This window comes from Deinococcus sp. (genome assembly GCF_018260405.1).
In the GTDB taxonomy this organism is placed as follows: Bacteria; Deinococcota; Deinococci; order Deinococcales; family Deinococcaceae; genus Deinococcus.
Genome location: NZ_JAGLBG010000057.1, coordinates 1 through 16,424, shown reverse-complemented (window position 1 = coordinate 16,424; position 16,424 = coordinate 1). Strand labels below are relative to the sequence as shown.

Sequence of the window (16,424 nt, the reverse complement as noted above, 5' to 3'; positions counted from 1 at the left end):
TGCTCCAGCGATTGTGCGCCTGATGAAGAGGGCAGCATGGATACTCCGACGATATGGGCCTCAGACAGCCTCTCAGATTCAATCCGGGCGGATGCGAGAAGGAAAAGAACACCGTACACGTCAGTGCCGGTTGGAATCTGAAGGATGCAACGGACTGCCATCTGTTGCGTTGACCATCCGCAAGGACACCGGATGATCAACTGGCAGCGCCCGGCAGCTGGTTTGCTCTTGCCCGCTTTGCGGTGCGGCGCTAAGGGTCGGCTCTAGGGGTCGGCTCGGGTGGAAGTGTTGTTCCAAAGCCTTTAACCGGAAGGCGTATGAGATGGGTGCTACCGTTTTCTTGAGATTCTCTTAGAGGGCGCTTATGGATTGACCGCTCGGTTCTCACCGTCCCGTACCATGCCAAGTATGACTTTGAACGCAGATTATTTGTCCCACCGCCTCTCCTGGCGAGGTGTTCTTGCTGGCCTGGTGATGGGCCTCGTGACCACTTTCACCCTGCTGGCCCTAGGCACCGTCATCACGGCCCTGACCGGCCTCACCCTTTCCGGCGTCGGCATGGCGGCTGTCATCTGGTCGGCCATCGCCGCCCTGGTCGGTGCGTACGCTGCGGGCCTGACCGCCGTGCGCGCCGCTGCGCCCGCCACCCGTAACGATGACGGGATCGCTGCTATGACCCACGATGACGCCACCCTGACCGGCCTCATAACCGCTGGCATGCTTATCTTGCTAAGCACCCTGTTCGCCCTGAACAGCGCCAGCCGCTTGCTAGGCACCGTTACCAGCACCGCCGGGAACGTTCTTGGTGCGGGCGTAGCGGCCACAGCCGCCGCCGGTACGGCCACCGCGCAGAGCGGCGGCGTGCAGGACTTCATCAGCGGCATCAATCAGGACGACATTGTTGAACTGATTGCCGGGAATAGCGACAACCTGAACGAGCAGCAGGTGCAGGCCACGGCCAACGTCGTGAGCGGTATCTTCCGCCGCACGCAGTACGACCTGGGTAAGCAGGATCTGGGTAACATTACTGACTTCGCCGCTGCCCGCGTCACCGCCATCAAGAACGCCCTGACTGGTGAGCAGTTTGTGGCCCGCTTGGAACGCCAGGGCCTAAGCGCTGCGCAGGCACAGGAAGTTCGCACGGTCGTTACCACGGAAGTAGACCGCCTCGAGAAGCAGGCGCAGCAGCTTGCTCAAACCGCAGAACGCACCGCTCGCACCGCCGCCAGCACCGCTGGCTGGGCCTGGCTGCTCGCCTCTGGTCTGACCATCGCCGCCAGCGTGTTCGGAGCCCGCAGCGCCGCAACGCACCGCACCGTTAGCATCCGCCGCTGATTGAACCCCCCCGCAGGGCGATCAACCGAACAGGGTTGATCGCCCTGTCTGCATGGCATAACACCCTGACGCCCGGAACCCGTTTCAGGGCAAGCGGGCGGTATCCGCATGGAACGCGAGGCCTCCGCACATCTGTCAGGCGGTTCACGTTGGGTCAACTGGTGGGGCGTCGTCAACAGGCGCAGCGAACGCCAGCAATAGCCGCCGCGATCATACACACGGTGTGGGGCGTGCTGCGCCTCCTCAGCCCCGCCGTCTTGCCGAACCCAGGTCGCTTATAGTTCCAGCTGTGTGCCGTGAATAAGCAGATTTTATTATGCTATAAGCATAATCTATGTTAGAATATTGGCATGAAGAACTTGCACCTGACCCTGGAATTCGGCTCACAACGCCTGCCCACCAGCGCAGACGGGCAGCTCTACGCGCCCACGGCGCTGCTGGCGCTGGGAGTGCCTATGCCTGCTGACTGGGCAGAATTTGCCGCCTTGCACGGCCTCGAACCTGGCGAAAGCGACTTCGGCGCTGGCCCCGAACCAACCCTCAGCGTCCCCGAGTTCACACGGCTGGCCTTTGTGCTGGATACCCCGGAGGCCCGGCGCTGGCGCAGGCGGGCGCAGGAGCTGCTGGCCCGCGCCATGCAGGGTGACATTAAACTGGCCGCGCAAGTGGCCGAAGCCAACCCCGATCCCGAAGCCCGGCGCTGGCTGGCCGCCCGCCTGGAAAGCAGCGGAGCGCGGCGCGAACTGATGAGCACTGTGGCCCGGCACGGCGGCGAGGGCCGGGTGTATGGACAGTTGGGCAGCATTAGCAACCGCAGCGTACTGGGCACCGACAGCGCGACCATCCGGCGTGAGCGCGGCGTGCGCCAGACCCGCGACGGCCTGAGCAGCACCGAACTGCTGCGGCTGGCGTACCTCGACACGGCCACGGCCCGCGCCATTCAGGAACGCGGCGCACGTGGCAACGCGGCCATCCTGTGCCTGCACGAGTCTGTGGCCCGCCAGGAACGCCAGAACTGGCCTATTCCGTTTCAGGGAGGGCCGCTTCAGACGGGCTAATACCCATTCCGCTCAATTCTGGTACAGGCGGGAAGCGGGCAGGCCCCTTCAAGGGTGCCGTTTTGCTCAAGAAGCGGGCAGGCCCCTTCAAGGGTGCGGTCAGGCCCCATACGGGTGCCGTTCTGACCAAGAAGCCGTTTTGGTTAAGAAGGTACCGCCTGTACCGCGAAACCCACCTTTTTCCTTCTCGCTTCCGCTCAGATTGAATCCAGAAGGCCCCGGTTCAAGCGGCCGTTCGTAGCAGCGGGCGCTCAGCGCAGCAGCGGAAGCCCGAAGCCCTGCGCCGCAACGCGCTCACAGACCCACTCGAAAGCCTGCGGGTCATGCACGAAGTCCAGCCGATCACCGTTAACGCGCACTACCGGGCAGGCGTCGAAGGCGCTAATCCAGCCGTCGTACAGCCCGTTCAGGCCGCTGAGGTACGCGTCAGGGATGGCCTGCTCGTAGGTGCGCCCGCGCAACAAGATGCGGCGGCGCAGCGTGGGCAGACTGGCCCCGATATGAATAAGCAAGTCAGGCACGCGCAACGCAGGCAAAATGCCCTGGTACAGCCCCCAGTAGGTCTGCCAGTCGCGCTCCTCCATGGCGCCCTGCTGGTACAGGTTGCGGGCAAAGATGTTGGCGTCCTCGAACACCGTGCGGTCCTGAATGACGTACCGTGCCCCGGTCACCAAGTTCAGGTGCTGCTCCAGGCGGCGGCTCAAAAAGTAGACCTGCGAGTGAAAGGAGTAACGCCGCATATCGCGGTAGAAGTCTTCCAGGTAAGGGTTCTCGGCGTAGGGTTCGTACACTGGGCGCAGGCCGTAGCGCTCCGAGAGCATCTGTGTCAGGGTGCTTTTGCCACTGCCGATGTTGCCTGAAACGGCCAGGTACATCAGGTGGGCCCGCCAGTACGCCAGCCGCCTGTTTTTTTCGTTTCCGCGAGTCTCATAGACAGGGCAGAGGATAGCGCCGCTGCCGGGCCGGGGGCTGACCGGGCGGCGGGGACACGCCCCGAACGTGCAAAGTAGGAGGGGGGCTTGTGGTTGCCCGCCTGAGCCGCATAATGCAGGTCATGCAAAAACTAATTCTGACCACGTTGCTGGTCTGCGCCGCTCATGCGGGCGCTCAGAGCTTTCTGTACCTCGGCCCGGTCGGCACCTACTCCGATCAGGTGGCACAGGACGTCGCCAGGGCGCATGGCTGGACGCCTACGCTGGCAAGCAGCATCACCGACGTGAGCAACCAAGTCGGCGCCGGGAAAGCGCCCTACGGCCTGATTCCTATCGAGAATTCCACAGGCGGCTACGTGGCCGAAACCCTCACTCTGCTCGCTAAACTTCCGGCTTGGCGCGTCATTGGCATCTCGGACCTGCCCATCGACAATATGTTGTTGGTCAATCCGGGCACCAGGGCGGGCGACATCACGACCATCGTCAGCCACCCGCAGCCTTTCTTGCAGTCGGCCAATTACCTGAAAGCCAACTTTCCCAACGTCAAGCGCGTTGAGGCCAAGAGCACTGCCGCCGCTGCCGAACAGGTCGCGCAGGACGGCGGCAAGACCATGGCCGCCATTGCCGCGCCCGCCGCCGCCGGGGTCTATAAGCTCGGCGTGCTGGCTGCCCGGATTCAGGACGACAAGGCCAACACCACGCGCTTTCTGGTGGTTCAGAAAAACGAACTGGACTCGGCGGCCAGCGCCGACCGCGCCGTCGTCAGTTACCTGCCTACTCGCGCCGACGGTGGGCTGGGGCTGGGGCAGTTGCTTACTGGGCTACGTAAACTGGGGTTCAACGTCACCGGGGTCGCCAGCACCCCGAGCGGTCGGCTGGCCCAAGAGCGCCTGACGCTCTTTCTGAGCGGCAGAGCCACTCCGGTCTCCGTGCTTCAGGGGGCCGTTCGCCAGACCATCGGGCAGGCGACCTTGCTGGGAGCCTACACCGCCGAGCCGCTCAAGACTGCCGCCCAGACTACTTCGGCGCTGGCGCAGGCCTGCCCTGACCTGGGGACCAATGCGGCGGGGGCCGAGCTACTGGCTCAGTTGACCGCCTGCCGCCTGGACGTGGCCTACGAGGTCGCCCAGGCCAAGTACGTCAGCGGCGCTCCGGTCGAGGATCTGGCGCGGGAGGCAGTCGTGATCGACGGCGGGGTCAAAGCACTGCCCGGCGTGGATGACAGCGTGGTCAAGGCGTACTGGGCGGCCCAGATTGAGGCCAGCAAAGCGGCCCAGCGCACCCTGATCGACCAGTGGACCAAAGCGGGAACCCCCAAATTTGCCCACGCCCCCGACCTTGTGACCGATGTGAGGCCCAAGCTCGACGCGCTGACTACGGCCATCAGTGCAGCCCTAGGCGAGGTTTGGGCGACCCGCCATTGCCCGGACGCGTCGCTCCCGGCAGGGAGTAGCCAGGCCCGCAGCGCCCTGAACGATTACAGCAAGATTTACGGCGCGGCCATTGCGCCGGTCACGCAGGTGTGCCAGCGCTAAATACGGACTCGGGTCAAAAGGTTTGCAAAACCGTTCAATTCGAGCGGCTTCGTAGGGCTGCGCTGCAGAGCGAACAGGAGAGCAACTGGTTCCGGGCGTGGAGGTGGCAACTTGGCGTCCTTGCGGGTGGTGAACAAAACAGACGGTAGTCGGTATATACCCCTGGGGCGTAGTGGTGCCCAGCCCGGTTCAATTGGGCAGTCCGTATTAGCCCTGAAATGTCTGCATCTGTCTGCGTGACAGCAGCAGCGTGCCCGCCCCCCACGCGCCGCCAACCAGGGCCAGGGTAAAAGCCAGCGGCGCGTAACTCAGGCTGGCGGCGAAGGCGCTGAGGCCCAGCAGTGCCCCCGCCACGTCGGGCACGGGCAGGTGCATCCGGTAGGCCAGGGTGCGCCCCGCGTCATACACGCTGACGCTGAGGCCCAGGGCCAGCAGCAGCGTGACCAGAGCGGTGCCCAGCAGGGCCGGAGCCAGCCAGCCGATCAGGGCCAGCCCCAGCGCTGGAAGAATGAGCGCTGAGAGCAGTAGAACGCCCAGTGACAGCGTGCGTATAGGGGCGTGCCGCTGCTTGCGGGCCAGCACTGGCGCCACCCCCGCCACAAACAGCAGCAGCAGCAGTCCGCCGGTCAGGGCCACAAAAATGCGCGGCCACGCGGCGGCCCCCAACCACCCCAGCATGGGCCGGAAGGCGGCGGCGGTCGCCAGGCTCAGGTCGCTGACTGGGCGCGTCTGAATGGCCGCTTCGTCGCCGGGGGCCTGACCGAGCAGGGCATTTACGTGGCCTCCGACCTGCGCCCCGTGATCGCGGTGAACGTCGCCCAGCAGCGTCACGACCTCGCCCTCAACCCTGGCCTGCGGTTTCAGTTCGACGTTCCCCGCGATGGCGATCACGTTGCCGCGTACCAGACCGCTCACCGTAACGTTTTGTCCCACCGTCAGGCCCCGGCCACCGCCTGCCACGTTGTAGAGCGCCGGAATGGTCAGCGTGGCGGCCAGCGCAAAAGCGCCCGCGCCCGCTGTTCGCAGCTGCGGCGTCGGTTTCCAGGTCACCAGGGCGCTGGTCAGCAGCAGCAGGCTTAGCCCCACGCCCGCCAGTGGTGAAACCTGGTCCAGCAGGGCATGCAGCACCACCGCGCCCGCCGCCAGATTGGGCCACGCCGTCGTGAGGGTCAGCAACGTGACCCCGGCCAGCAGGCCCCCCAGCAGCAGCAGTGGTGCGGGGTTGCGCGGTCTGCTTTGCGCCGCGCGGCCAAGGGGCGGGGGTGCTCCGCTCTGAACCGGCAGCGGCTCGGCCAACAGAGCGGGGCGTTGACTGGCAAACGCTAGAGGTAAGCCTGGCGTACTAGCCGTGGGAAACCCCGGAACACCCGATTCTCCTGGCCTGTCCTGGGCCATTCTGAGCGCGAGAGACGCCGCCACAGAATGCTGGGGCACGGCCACAGGCTTAAGCTGCTCCAGTTGGCGGCTGAGTGCGATGTCGGCCAGGACAGACGCGGCCACCGAAACCGGAATAACCGGAGCGGCACCGAGCACCTGCGCCATCTGAATCTCGGCGCTGACTGTCGCCGCTACCGAATGGGGCATAACCGGGGGGGCGGGCAACTGGCGCGAAAGGACGACCTCCGCGGCCACGCTGCTCGCCACGGAACGGGGCAGGGGAGGGGAGGTCAATTGAGCGCTGAGGTGAATCTGTGCGGCCACATCAGCGGCCACGCTGCGCGGCAGTGGCGGATTAGGCCCGCTGAGGAACATCACGGCCCGACACAGGGCGGTGCGGGCCGACTGCACCTCCGGGTCGGCTTTACGCTCGTCCAGCTGGTGTTGCTCGGCGGAGGTCAGTGCGCCTTCTTGCTCACGGTGCAGCAGCTCCAGCAGGTGTTCTCCTGCGGGGCCAACTGAACCGTGTGGCAGATCCTTCATATCAGTTCGTTTACGAGGTCAGGCGGCCCAGGGTTCCCGTGAGCTGTCTAGGGCACAAGCTAACGCTTATTGATAACGCGGTGATTTCGTCAATACTCGTTGGCCTGATAGTCGCCGCTTTTACCGCCTGTTTTGGACAGCAGCCGCAGCCCGGTGATCTCGATGGCCTTGCTGGCGGCCTTGAGCATGTCGTAGACGTTGAGCGCGGCGACACTGGCCGCCGTTAGCGCTTCCATTTCTACTCCAGTGGGCGCGGTGGTTCTGACCGTGGCGACAATGTGCACGCCGCCTTCTTCCAGGGTCACCTGTACGTCGGCTCCGGTGACTGGAATCGGGTGGCACAGCATAATCAGGTCGCTGGTCTTTTTGCTGCCCGCCAGCCCGGCTAACCGCGCTACCGTCAGCGGGTCGCCTTTGGGGTTAGTGCTGTTTTCCAGTGCGGCGCGGGCTGCGGGGGGAAGGCGCACCCAGGCTTCGGCGGTCGCTGTCCGCGCGGTCACGGCTTTGCTCGACACGTCTACCATGCGCGGCAGGCCACCTACGAAATGCGTCAATTCGGGTGGGTCGGTCATTATTCAGGCAGATCGAGGTCTTTGAGGGCCGCGAAGGGATTTTGCCTGACATGGACGGTGCCTTCGGGCGTGCCGAGGTCGTCGTCGATTTCCTCGACGGGCACCTGCGCCATGTGCTCGCAGGGGCCTTCGTTGAGGTCGTGTCCGCACACCTGACAAAGCCCCTTACAGTCGGGCGCGTGCAGCACGCTTAGCGGCGCGGCGAGAATGGTGGTTTCGGCGAGGTAGCCGCTGAGATCCACGTCCGGCTCACCGAACAGCAGGATTTCTTCGCCGGTGTCGGCCTCGTCGAGGCGGGGTTTTTCCACCGACGGGTCGTAGCGCATCAGGGTGCCAAGTTGCAGCTCCAGCGGCACATGCACCTCGCGCAGGCAGCGGGCACACTCCATCACCAGGGTCGGTTCAAAGGTGCCCTGAAGATACATGTCGTCGCCGCCCAGCGAATTGACATCGATTTCGTAGGGCGCCGCTTCGGCAAAGTGCAGGGTCTGGTATTCGTTGCCCTGCTCATAATTCAGGTGGTCAAGTTCGCCTTCGGCGTGTGCGTCGGCGTCCGAGCGCAGAAGCGTGCCGAGGTGAATCCGGGGTTGGTCGGTCATATGGGGCATTCTAGATTCCTTTTTGGGAAATAAGGGATAGGGCGCACGGACACTAAAGGATTTGGCTTAGCTGAGGGGAAGGAATCAGTCTTTACGCAGGAGCAGCGGCGCACTGCCCAGTACGAAGCCCAAAAAAATCCCCTGGGCCAGCAGTGCCAGAGAACTTGAGAGAGAATGACCGTGCTGCAAACCGAAATTTAGGTTGACGGCTACGTCCAGTAGCATGATACCCAGCGTAAGCCACACCCCCGCAGGCCCCGCCTTTGCCGACTTTTGCCGAAGCAGCAGCCAAATCGCCAGAGGGTCAAGGAAGGTCAAGGCTGTCCAGAAGATATTCGTCCAGAGCGGCGCGTAGTCATACGGCAGCCAGCCGCCTTGCCACAGTTCACGCGAGTGGTTAAAGGTCGCGCCAGCCAGGGCCAGAACGTAGACAAGGCGCAGGACTCTGGGCCAGCGCACGGCTTACTCTTCGTCGTCTTTCTCGCCTTTCTTGCCGCGCTTGTACGGGCCTTTTTCCTTCCACTTCAGCCGTACCGGAACCCCGGCCAGTTGCAGGTCTTCCCGGATACGGTTTTGCAAGAAGCCCTCGTAGGCGCGGGTCACGAAGTCGGCGCGGTTACAGAAAATGGCGAAGGTGGGCGGCGCGGTTTCGACCTGCGTCATAAAGTACAGCTTGAGCTTCTTGCCGTGGAAGTTCGGCACGGCCTGGCGCATCTGCCAGACTTCCAGCCAGCGGTTGAGTTCGCTGGTCGGCACGCGTGACTGCCACTTCTCGTAGAGCTTCATGGCCTCGGCCAGCATGTCGTGAATGCCGTAGTCGTTGATGGCGCTGGTGTACACGCGCGGCGCGAAGCTGATGTGGTGCAGCTTCTGATTGAGGTCTTTCTCGGTGCTCTTGAGGTCGGCGTCGGGCACGAGGTCCCACTTATTGACCACCACAATCACGGGCTTGCCGCTGTCGTAGGCGAGGTTCGCCAGCTTCAGTTCGTGGTCGCCCATATCGTTTGCGTTGAGCACCAGCCAGATCACGTCGCTGCGGGCAATCGCGGCCTCGCTGCGCTGAATGGCGTAATCCTCGATGGCGGTGTCGGGCTTTTTGCGAATCCCGGCGGTATCCACCAGCACGAAGCGCTGCCCGCCGTAATCCCATTCCACGTCCAGGCTGTCGCGGGTGGTGCCTGGCTGATCGGCCACGATGGCGCGGTCAGACTGCGTAATGGCGTTGAGCAGACTCGACTTGCCCACATTGGGCCGCCCGATCAAGGAAATCCGGATCGGCGCGATGTCGGGCACATCCTCGGTGTCCTCGGGCAGGTGGGTCATGACCCGGTCAAGCAACTCGTCCAGGCCACGGGCGTGCTCGGCACTGATCGCCACCGGATCGCCGAAGCCCAGGCCCCACAGTTCGGCCAGATAGATTTCGTGCTTCTGGCTGTCGATCTTGTTGGCAACCACGATTACGGGCTTGCCCAGCTTACGCAGCCAGTCGGCCACCTCGTAGTCGGCGGCGCTCAGGCCCTCGCGCGGGTCGAGCACAAAAATGACTGCCTGCGCCCCTTCCATGGCCCACTCGGCTTTTTCACGGATAGCCTCTTCCCACTCGTCGCCGCTCCACAGCCCGCCGGTGTCGATCAGCGTAATGCGGTGGTTGTGGTACATCATCAGCCCCTCTTTCGCGTCGCGGGTCACACCGGGAAAGTCGGCAACCACGGCTTCACGGCGGCCTATCAGGCGGTTGAACAGGCTGGATTTACCGACGTTGGGTCGGCCTACAATAGCTACTTTATGCATTTTGAGACGCTCCTTCACGGTGCCGGTCATCACTGCGTCTAGCGATCCCCGCCGAAGGCCCCAGTATCCCGCTGACACAGCGTCACGCAGACAGTTGAGGCATAGACCAAGCAGTATAGACAGCTTAGATGAGTGTTTGACGAGAAAAAAGGGTTCCCGGCGTGGAGTGGTTCACCCGGTGCCTGAGGGGGTGGTCAACCAAACAGGCGGCAGTCCGCATAACCAAACTCTCTGTATTTTCCTCTTGCCCCCAGGTGTTAAGAAGTGTGCTGAACAGCAAAAATCCGGCCAGATGCATAAATTTGACAAACGCTGTATCTCACGCTATCCTATTTCTATCACCGCCTGCAAAGGGCGGATTTTTTTTGGTCTGCTGGATATTAATCGAGAGCGGCGCTGGATTACTCCGCGCCGCCCTCCGTTTTGCTGCTCGTTTACATGTGGATGGCGTGCTTCTCGACGGCCAGCGCCGCTTCCTTGACCACTTCGCTGAGGGTCGGGTGGGCGTGGATGGTGCGGCCCAGATCCTCGCTGCTTCCGCCGAATTCCATGACCGCTACTGTTTCACCGATCAGTTCGGACACGTTGGGGCCGATCATGTGAACCCCCAGAATCTTGTCGGTCTGAGCGTCGGCAATAACCTTCACGAAGCCGCGTGGGTCGCCGTGGCCCAGGGCCCGCCCGTTGGCACTAAAGGGAAACTGACCGGTACGTACATTCAGTCCCCTTTCCTTGGCCGCCTTTTCAGTCAGGCCCGCCCAGGCGATCTCGGGGCTGGTATAGATGACCCAGGGAATCACGTCGTAGTTCACGTGTCCAGCCTGCCCGGCGATCATCTCGGCCAGGGCCACGCCTTCTTCCTCGGCCTTGTGCGCCAGCATTGCGCCGCCGATCACGTCGCCGATGGCGTACACACCGCTCAGGTTGGTGCGGTAGTGGGGGTCTACCTTCACGAAACCGCGCTCATCGAGGGCCAGTCCGACGTTCTGGGCACCGAGGCCCCCGGTGTTGGGCACACGGCCAATACTAATGATCAGCTTGTCGAACTGCGCGGTGGTTTCCTGGCCGTTCTCGGCGTAGGTCACGCTGACACCCGCGCTAGTCTGCTCGACCCGGCTGATATTCACGCCGAAGTGGAAGTTCAGCCCCTGCTTCTGAAACTGCTTGAGCGCTTCTTTCGCCACCGCGTCGTCGGCGGCGGCCAGGAAACTCGGCATGGCTTCCAGAATGGTGACCTGAGCACCCAGGCGGCGCCATACGCTGCCCAGTTCCAGCCCGATCACGCCCGCGCCGATCACGCCCAGCTTGCCGGGCACCTGCTCGAAGGCCAGTGCGCCGCTATTTTCGACCACGTTTCCGCCAAAGGGGGCCAGCGGCAGTTCACGGGGGTTGCTGCCCGTCGCCACGATCACGTTCTTGGCCTTGACCTCGGTGTCAGCGGCCCCCTCCTGGCTCACGCTGACGATCCAGGCGTCACCGTCCTGGCGCAGCAGTTGGCCCAGGCCGTAGTAGCTGGTCACCTTATTCTTCTTGAACAGGTAGGCGATGCCGCTGGTCAGCTTATCGACCACACCCTTTTTGCGCGCTAGCGTTTTGCTCAGATCCACGGTCGCGCCCTGCACCTGAATCCCGTGCTCGGTGGCTTCATGGGTGATCATCTCGAACTTCTCGCTGGAATCCAGCATGGCCTTGCTGGGAATGCAACCCACGTTCAGGCAGGTGCCGCCCAGACTGGGCTTGCCGTCACGCGTAAAAGCGTCCACGCAGGCCGTTTTTAGGCCGAGCTGCGAGGCGCGAATGGCAGCCACGTACCCCGCAGGGCCGCCGCCAATAACCAGAACGTCGAAGGTTTCCATAGCACTAACAAGCGTAGCACTCACCCGCATCTGCAAAAGTGCGGCGGCGTTCCTGTACGGGGAACAAATGGACGTGAGTAGAGATTGGCGCGGACTTTACTGCCGGGCAGCTTCCGTTTCGTCGGCGGTCAGTTTGTACTGCACGCCGTTGGGCCGCGTGTAGGTCACTTCGGCCCAGTCCGCGCCCGGCACGCTCACCTCATACCGCTTGTTCATGTCCAGCGCACCGATATCGCAGGTGAGCAGGGTTCCTGTGGCGGTGCACTGGGCCTCCTTGATCCGAATGTGGCTGAGGTCAGCCCCGCTGAACGTCAGTGTGGCGTCGTTGACCGCCTGGCGACCGGTGGCGAAGGTCAGAACCCCGGCGGTCTTGTTGGCGTTGTAGTTTAGGTCGAAGGCGGCGGCGTCGGGGTCGGTTGGCAAAACACCCTGCGTAATTTTGGGCGCACAGGCAGCCAGCGGCAGGGCAAGTAGAACAAGCAGAAGGATTCTTGGCCTGTTGCCTGAGAGGTTAGCGCGCCAATCCGCACACTTTTGGCACTGTCGCCCCGCCTCCGAGTATTTGGGCCGCTTGAGGACTGCGTCACTCAGGGGCTGGGCCACTTAGCAGCTGGGCCACTCAGGAGCTGGGCCGCGTTCTGAAAGTAGGCCACCTGGCTTAAGACCTCTGTACGTTCGGCACATGTTTTGTCAGACTCCATGCTGAATACTGCACAGTGGCTTTGCAGGCCTGTCACGCGACAAGACAGCGGGCAGGAGCCGGGAGGGAGACGCCCACCTCCAACCAACGGGCGTGCGAACAGGCAGCGCTCAGGCTGTAGGCAGGTGCAACTCCTGCCGCCTGGTTCAGAAGACAGAACCTTTTGGGGTTCTTTTTTTAAAGCATTTTGTAAAAAGACGGTGCTCTTTTGAGCATCTTTTTGCCGAGTGGAACGAGTGAAAAAAATAGAGCAGGACATAGAACGAAGGGGACGGTGGTGTTTTTCCAGCGTGCCTATCATTCGGAGAACTGCGCTATATGGGTCGGGGTTTACCCAGCAAGTGTTACACTCCCGGCGTGCTCCTGGCCGCCTTTTCTTTTGCACTTTCTGCTGGGCTTCCTATTGGGCTGCTGCCTGCCGCTTCTGCGCCCATAGCGGTGACGGTGCGGGCAGGTGGCGTGGTCAGTCTCAGCGTGCGGTATATGGCCCCGGCGGTGCTGGTCAACCGCGCCGCGCCCAATAGCCTGCTTCTGGTCACGCCCTGGCAAAAAGCTCAGGCGGGGTTGCGTGGCCCTGCCCGCACCGAGCCGCAGTGGGCCGATTACTTTGCGGGAGTCGAGCCGGTGCTGTTTAAAATGCGGGTGCCTGCCCGCGCCAAAGCAGGCCAGTATCCGGCGTCGGTAACCGCCCAGTTGTTTGTCTGTGACCAGCATGAAAAAGTCTGCCGACTCCAGGAACTGACTTTACCGGTGACCCTCAAAGTGTCGTTGGCCGGAGCAAAGCAGGCGGCCCTGACCCTTAACATACGTTCACAGGAACTGCGCCGCTCTCCGCTCGACTGAGTTGAAGCCACTGAGTTGAGGCAATTACAGCTTCCGATTAGATCTGGTTATTTCACGATTCAATCGGAATCCGGATCAGCCGTCTTCGTCCTCGGGTTCCAGTTCGGGTGACTGGGAGCTCAGACCGATCAGTTTGTCTGTCGGAGTGCGGTTCTGGCGCTCGTCGTAGCTTGGCCCGGTATCCAGTCCACTGATCAGCACTTCGCCGCCTACCTTGCCTGCTCCAGTGTCATCTGGAATGGTCATACGGTTGACCCTAACAGACCGCCAGGGGCACTCCTCCTCAAAGACCTTGAGCTTTTTTTTGGAATTGTCTGTTTGCCCGGCAGCTCCCTCCGGGTTGCTACAGTTGGCCCATGACCAACGCCGAGCGACTCCGTGAATTTCACCATGCCATTGGGCAGCCTTCTCCTGTCCGGCCCACCGTGCCGGACGCCGGGCTGCTGAAGCTGCGCCGCACGCTGATTGCCGAGGAGTGGCGAGAAGTGGAGGACGAATTTGTGGCGCTGCAAACGCACCTGGAGATTCAAACGCAGCTTCTACCGACCGACCTGACGCCGCTGGTACATGAATTGACCGATCTGCTGTACGTGACTTACGGCGCACTGGATCAGCTGGGAGTAGACGCCGACGCGGTCTTTGCCGAAGTCCACCGGGCCAATCTGAGCAAGGCGAGCGGCCCCAAACGCAGCGACGGCAAGCAGCTCAAGCCTGAGGACTGGCGGCCTGCCGACGTGTGGGCCATGCTGGAAAAGCAGCTCTAGAGCAGTGAACTCCGAATTACGCAGGTGTCGGAACATCACCGCCACCTCCTTCATTCTCTGCTTTGCAAGTCCAGCCTGATCAACGTTTTGCGGGTGCTGCTCGCTCGGTTAATTTAGAGCAGTTCTCCGAATGATGGGCACGTCGGAAAAACACCGCCGCCCCCCTTTACTCTACGTCCTGCTCTTTCTTTTTACCTGTTCCACTCGGCAAAAAGATGGTGCTCTTTTGACCATCTTTTTGCAAAATGCTTTAAAAGGGAATCTCTTCCTCACCGGCTGGGGCCTCGGCCGGAGCGCGGATGGCGCGTGGTGCAGGGGTGCTGGATGGCTGGGGCCGCGCCGCCTGAGGCGTGACAGGCTGAGCCGCCACGGACTGAGGTTGCCGGGCCGGTTGTGGCTGGCCCTGGAACGACTGGCGGCCTGCTGGCACGGCATAACGTTCCTGGCGTTTGCCCGCCCGGAAAATAACGAGGGTGACGTACTCGAAATCGCCGTCCGACTTCTCACGCACATGCTCGGGGTCGGTGCTTTTGGCCCCACGGCTGTACTTGATGGCGGCGGGTAGCTTCATCTTGCGGCTGTCTACCGCTTCCAGTTCGCGGCGGCGGTAGGCGTGGCCCCGGTGAATGACCATCTCCTCGCCTTCGGGGTTCTTCCATTTACGCGCCCCGATCAGTGACCAGTCGAAGTCGGGCTCGTTTTCCAGCGGAAACTGATACCCCCCGTTGGGAATCTCGCCACTCGTCCAGCCCAGGCGGCCATATTGGCGTTGCACGTCGAGCAGTTTATCGCTACTTTCGACATCCACAGAAACTTTGGCTCCCAGATCGGTCAGGAATTCAATATGCAACATTACTCTGCCTCCTTATGTAAATAACATAACACATGGGGGCACATTGGGGCTAGTCTGGCTCCCCCCGAATTGGCGGCACAGACTGATAGGACAGAAAAAAACTGCTGGGTGGCCATTCGAATAACGGGGGAGGTGAACCCTATACGGACTTTGACTGCATCCAGCGGTTGCAGTGAGGTCACTCCAGCTGAGGGATACCGGTCATCCGGGCGTGTTAATGTAACTCCTTCTGGGAACGGTAGTACTCAGGCCGCCTGATGTGTGACCAAAAAAACCGTCAAGGGTGCGTTTATCGCGTTCTTGCCAAATCTTGCCTTTTGCTGTGTATAGTCGACAAACCTTTGGCTTCCGTACTGGCGACGATACACCTCTCACATGGAAGTGTGAGACAACTACTCCCCCGCAGGGTTTGTATAGATTATGCAAACTCCTCAATAGGCGAAAAGTGTCATAAATTACTATTTTATGAATTAGGTCTTATAATGCAAGCCAGTAGGCGTAGCGTATCAATCTTCGTAAGCGAGTACTCACACAGACCCATCAGTCAACTTAAAAAACTTGACTAATCCGACCAATTAACTTAGGATTCGGCAATATGAAATTTATCGTCCCTGTCCTCACGCTATCCCTTGTTTCTTCCGCGCTGGCTCAGCAAAGCCTAACGGTCTACTCGGGCCGCGCCAAGACCTTTGTCAACCCGATTGTTCAGCAGTTCGAGCGCCAGACTGGCATCAAGGTGAATGTCCGTTACGGCACCGACGCTCAACTGGTCGCTGCCTTGCAGGAAGAAGGCAACCGCAGCCCCGCCGACGTGTACTGGGGCAACAGCTTGGGAGCACTGGGCGAACTGTCTCAGGCCAAACTGTTCAGTCCCCTCAGCAAAAGCATTTCCCGCAATGTCAGCGATGATTACCTCCCGACTTCCAGTGACTGGCTGCCCACCACGGTACGTTTCCGGGTACTGGCCTACAATCCCGACAAAATTAAAGCGGCTGACCTTCCTGAAAGCATCCTTGACCTGCCCAAAATGACGGCCCTAAAAGGGCGAATCGGCTGGACAGTCAGCTACCCGAGTTTTCAGGACTTTTTAGCGGGCATGATTGCTATGCACGGTGAGGCCACCACCAAGGGGTGGATTGAAGGCATGAAAGCCCTGCAACCCAAGGACTACAAGACCAGCAACGTGGGCATGCTGGAAGCCATGCGGGCGGGCGACATCGACGTAGCCCTGACTAACCATTACTACATTCAGCGCGTCAACCGCCTGAACTACCCCGTGGACACTTATTTCTTCAAGGCGGGCGACATTGGCAACCTGGGTAATGCCACAGGTGCGGCCATTCTCAAGACCAGCAAGAACCGTACGGCGGCCCTGCGCTTCCTGCAAGCCCTGAGCGGCAAAGACGCGCAGACCTTCTTCCTGAGCGTAAATTTCGAGTATCCAGTGGTGGGCAATATTATTCAGCCGTCCACCATGCTTCCGTACAACGACGTGGTGAAACGCAGCCCCAGGGTTGACCCCGCCGCACTGCCCAAGAACATTGAGAAGGCGCAGAAGCTCCTTCGTGACGCCGGACTGTTATAATCTCGTATGAGAGGCTGTCTGAGGCCCATATCGTCGGAGTATCCATGCTGCCCTCTTCATCAGGCGCACAATCGCTGGAGC

Annotated in this window: 16 protein-coding genes; 6 read left to right on the top strand and 10 right to left on the bottom strand. The window is 61.6% G+C overall.

The features are described 5' to 3' along the window. The first annotated feature begins 474 nt into the window (after nucleotides 1–474). Both QZ269_RS08480 and ddrC read left to right on the top strand, forming a co-directional pair. Nucleotides 475–1,335, top strand: a complete 861-nt coding sequence (locus QZ269_RS08480; RefSeq protein WP_367272253.1) for a hypothetical protein — start codon at nucleotides 475–477, stop codon at nucleotides 1,333–1,335. Nucleotides 1,336–1,685: 350 nt separating this feature from the next. Then, nucleotides 1,686–2,393 (top strand): DNA damage response protein DdrC, encoded by a 708-nt coding sequence (gene ddrC / locus QZ269_RS08475; RefSeq protein ID WP_291426265.1) that lies wholly within the window; start codon nucleotides 1,686–1,688, stop codon nucleotides 2,391–2,393. 251 nt (nucleotides 2,394–2,644) lie between these two features. On the opposite strand, the gene QZ269_RS08470 is transcribed toward ddrC, so the two are convergent. Continuing rightward, nucleotides 2,645–3,268: a deoxynucleoside kinase gene (locus tag QZ269_RS08470; RefSeq protein WP_291426263.1), complete on the bottom strand. Its 624-nt coding sequence runs from the start codon at nucleotides 3,266–3,268 to the stop codon at nucleotides 2,645–2,647. A 179-nt stretch (nucleotides 3,269–3,447) separates the two neighbouring features. Here QZ269_RS08470 and QZ269_RS08465 point away from each other — a divergent pair, with 179 nt between their 5' ends. Beyond that, complete coding sequence (locus tag QZ269_RS08465; protein WP_291426261.1) at nucleotides 3,448–4,860, top strand: prephenate dehydratase domain-containing protein; 1,413 nt, start codon at nucleotides 3,448–3,450, stop codon at nucleotides 4,858–4,860. 207 nt (nucleotides 4,861–5,067) lie between these two features. Here QZ269_RS08465 and QZ269_RS08460 read toward each other — a convergent pair whose 3' ends face one another. The 7 genes from QZ269_RS08460 to QZ269_RS08430 form a co-directional block, all read right to left on the bottom strand. Then, nucleotides 5,068–6,780, bottom strand: a complete 1,713-nt coding sequence (locus tag QZ269_RS08460; RefSeq protein ID WP_291426259.1) for a polymer-forming cytoskeletal protein — start codon at nucleotides 6,778–6,780, stop codon at nucleotides 5,068–5,070. An 89-nt stretch (nucleotides 6,781–6,869) separates the two neighbouring features. After that, on the bottom strand, nucleotides 6,870–7,352 hold the full coding sequence (gene moaC / locus QZ269_RS08455) for a cyclic pyranopterin monophosphate synthase MoaC (protein WP_291426257.1): 483 nt from the start codon (nucleotides 7,350–7,352) through the stop codon (nucleotides 6,870–6,872). Continuing rightward, entirely contained in the window at nucleotides 7,352–7,951 is a 600-nt protein-coding gene (locus QZ269_RS08450; RefSeq protein ID WP_291426255.1) for a YceD family protein, read from the bottom strand. The genes moaC and QZ269_RS08450 overlap by 1 nt, the downstream gene beginning before the upstream one ends. A gap of 84 nt (nucleotides 7,952–8,035) precedes the next feature. Further along, nucleotides 8,036–8,410, bottom strand: a complete 375-nt coding sequence (locus tag QZ269_RS08445) for a hypothetical protein (RefSeq protein WP_291426253.1) — start codon at nucleotides 8,408–8,410, stop codon at nucleotides 8,036–8,038. 3 nt (nucleotides 8,411–8,413) lie between these two features. Beyond that, entirely contained in the window at nucleotides 8,414–9,742 is a 1,329-nt protein-coding gene (der, locus tag QZ269_RS08440) for a ribosome biogenesis GTPase Der (RefSeq protein ID WP_291426251.1), read from the bottom strand. Between the two features lie 434 nt (nucleotides 9,743–10,176). Beyond that, nucleotides 10,177–11,598 carry a dihydrolipoyl dehydrogenase gene (lpdA, locus tag QZ269_RS08435; protein ID WP_291426249.1) on the bottom strand — a complete coding sequence of 474 codons (1,422 nt, stop codon included), beginning with the start codon at nucleotides 11,596–11,598 and terminating at the stop codon, nucleotides 10,177–10,179. Nucleotides 11,599–11,694: 96 nt separating this feature from the next. Continuing rightward, on the bottom strand, nucleotides 11,695–12,021 hold the full coding sequence (locus QZ269_RS08430) for a hypothetical protein (RefSeq protein WP_291426247.1): 327 nt from the start codon (nucleotides 12,019–12,021) through the stop codon (nucleotides 11,695–11,697). Between the two features lie 634 nt (nucleotides 12,022–12,655). Between QZ269_RS08430 and QZ269_RS08425 the strand changes: the two genes are divergently transcribed. After that, nucleotides 12,656–13,141, top strand: coding sequence for a hypothetical protein (locus QZ269_RS08425; protein WP_291426245.1), 486 nt, complete (start codon nucleotides 12,656–12,658; stop codon nucleotides 13,139–13,141). Nucleotides 13,142–13,216: 75 nt separating this feature from the next. Here the strand turns inward: QZ269_RS08425 and QZ269_RS08420 are convergent, their stop codons facing one another. Beyond that, entirely contained in the window at nucleotides 13,217–13,387 is a 171-nt protein-coding gene (locus QZ269_RS08420; protein ID WP_291426243.1) for a hypothetical protein, read from the bottom strand. Between the two features lie 110 nt (nucleotides 13,388–13,497). Between QZ269_RS08420 and QZ269_RS08415 the strand changes: the two genes are divergently transcribed. Next, nucleotides 13,498–13,905: a hypothetical protein gene (locus QZ269_RS08415; RefSeq protein ID WP_291426241.1), complete on the top strand. Its 408-nt coding sequence runs from the start codon at nucleotides 13,498–13,500 to the stop codon at nucleotides 13,903–13,905. Between the two features lie 250 nt (nucleotides 13,906–14,155). Here QZ269_RS08415 and QZ269_RS08410 read toward each other — a convergent pair whose 3' ends face one another. Continuing rightward, nucleotides 14,156–14,758 (bottom strand): single-stranded DNA-binding protein, encoded by a 603-nt coding sequence (locus tag QZ269_RS08410; protein ID WP_291426239.1) that lies wholly within the window; start codon nucleotides 14,756–14,758, stop codon nucleotides 14,156–14,158. Nucleotides 14,759–15,353: 595 nt separating this feature from the next. On the opposite strand from QZ269_RS08410, the gene QZ269_RS08405 reads away from it, so the two are divergent. After that, on the top strand, nucleotides 15,354–16,343 hold the full coding sequence (locus QZ269_RS08405) for an extracellular solute-binding protein (RefSeq protein ID WP_291426237.1): 990 nt from the start codon (nucleotides 15,354–15,356) through the stop codon (nucleotides 16,341–16,343). Nucleotides 16,344–16,424 lie beyond the last annotated feature (81 nt).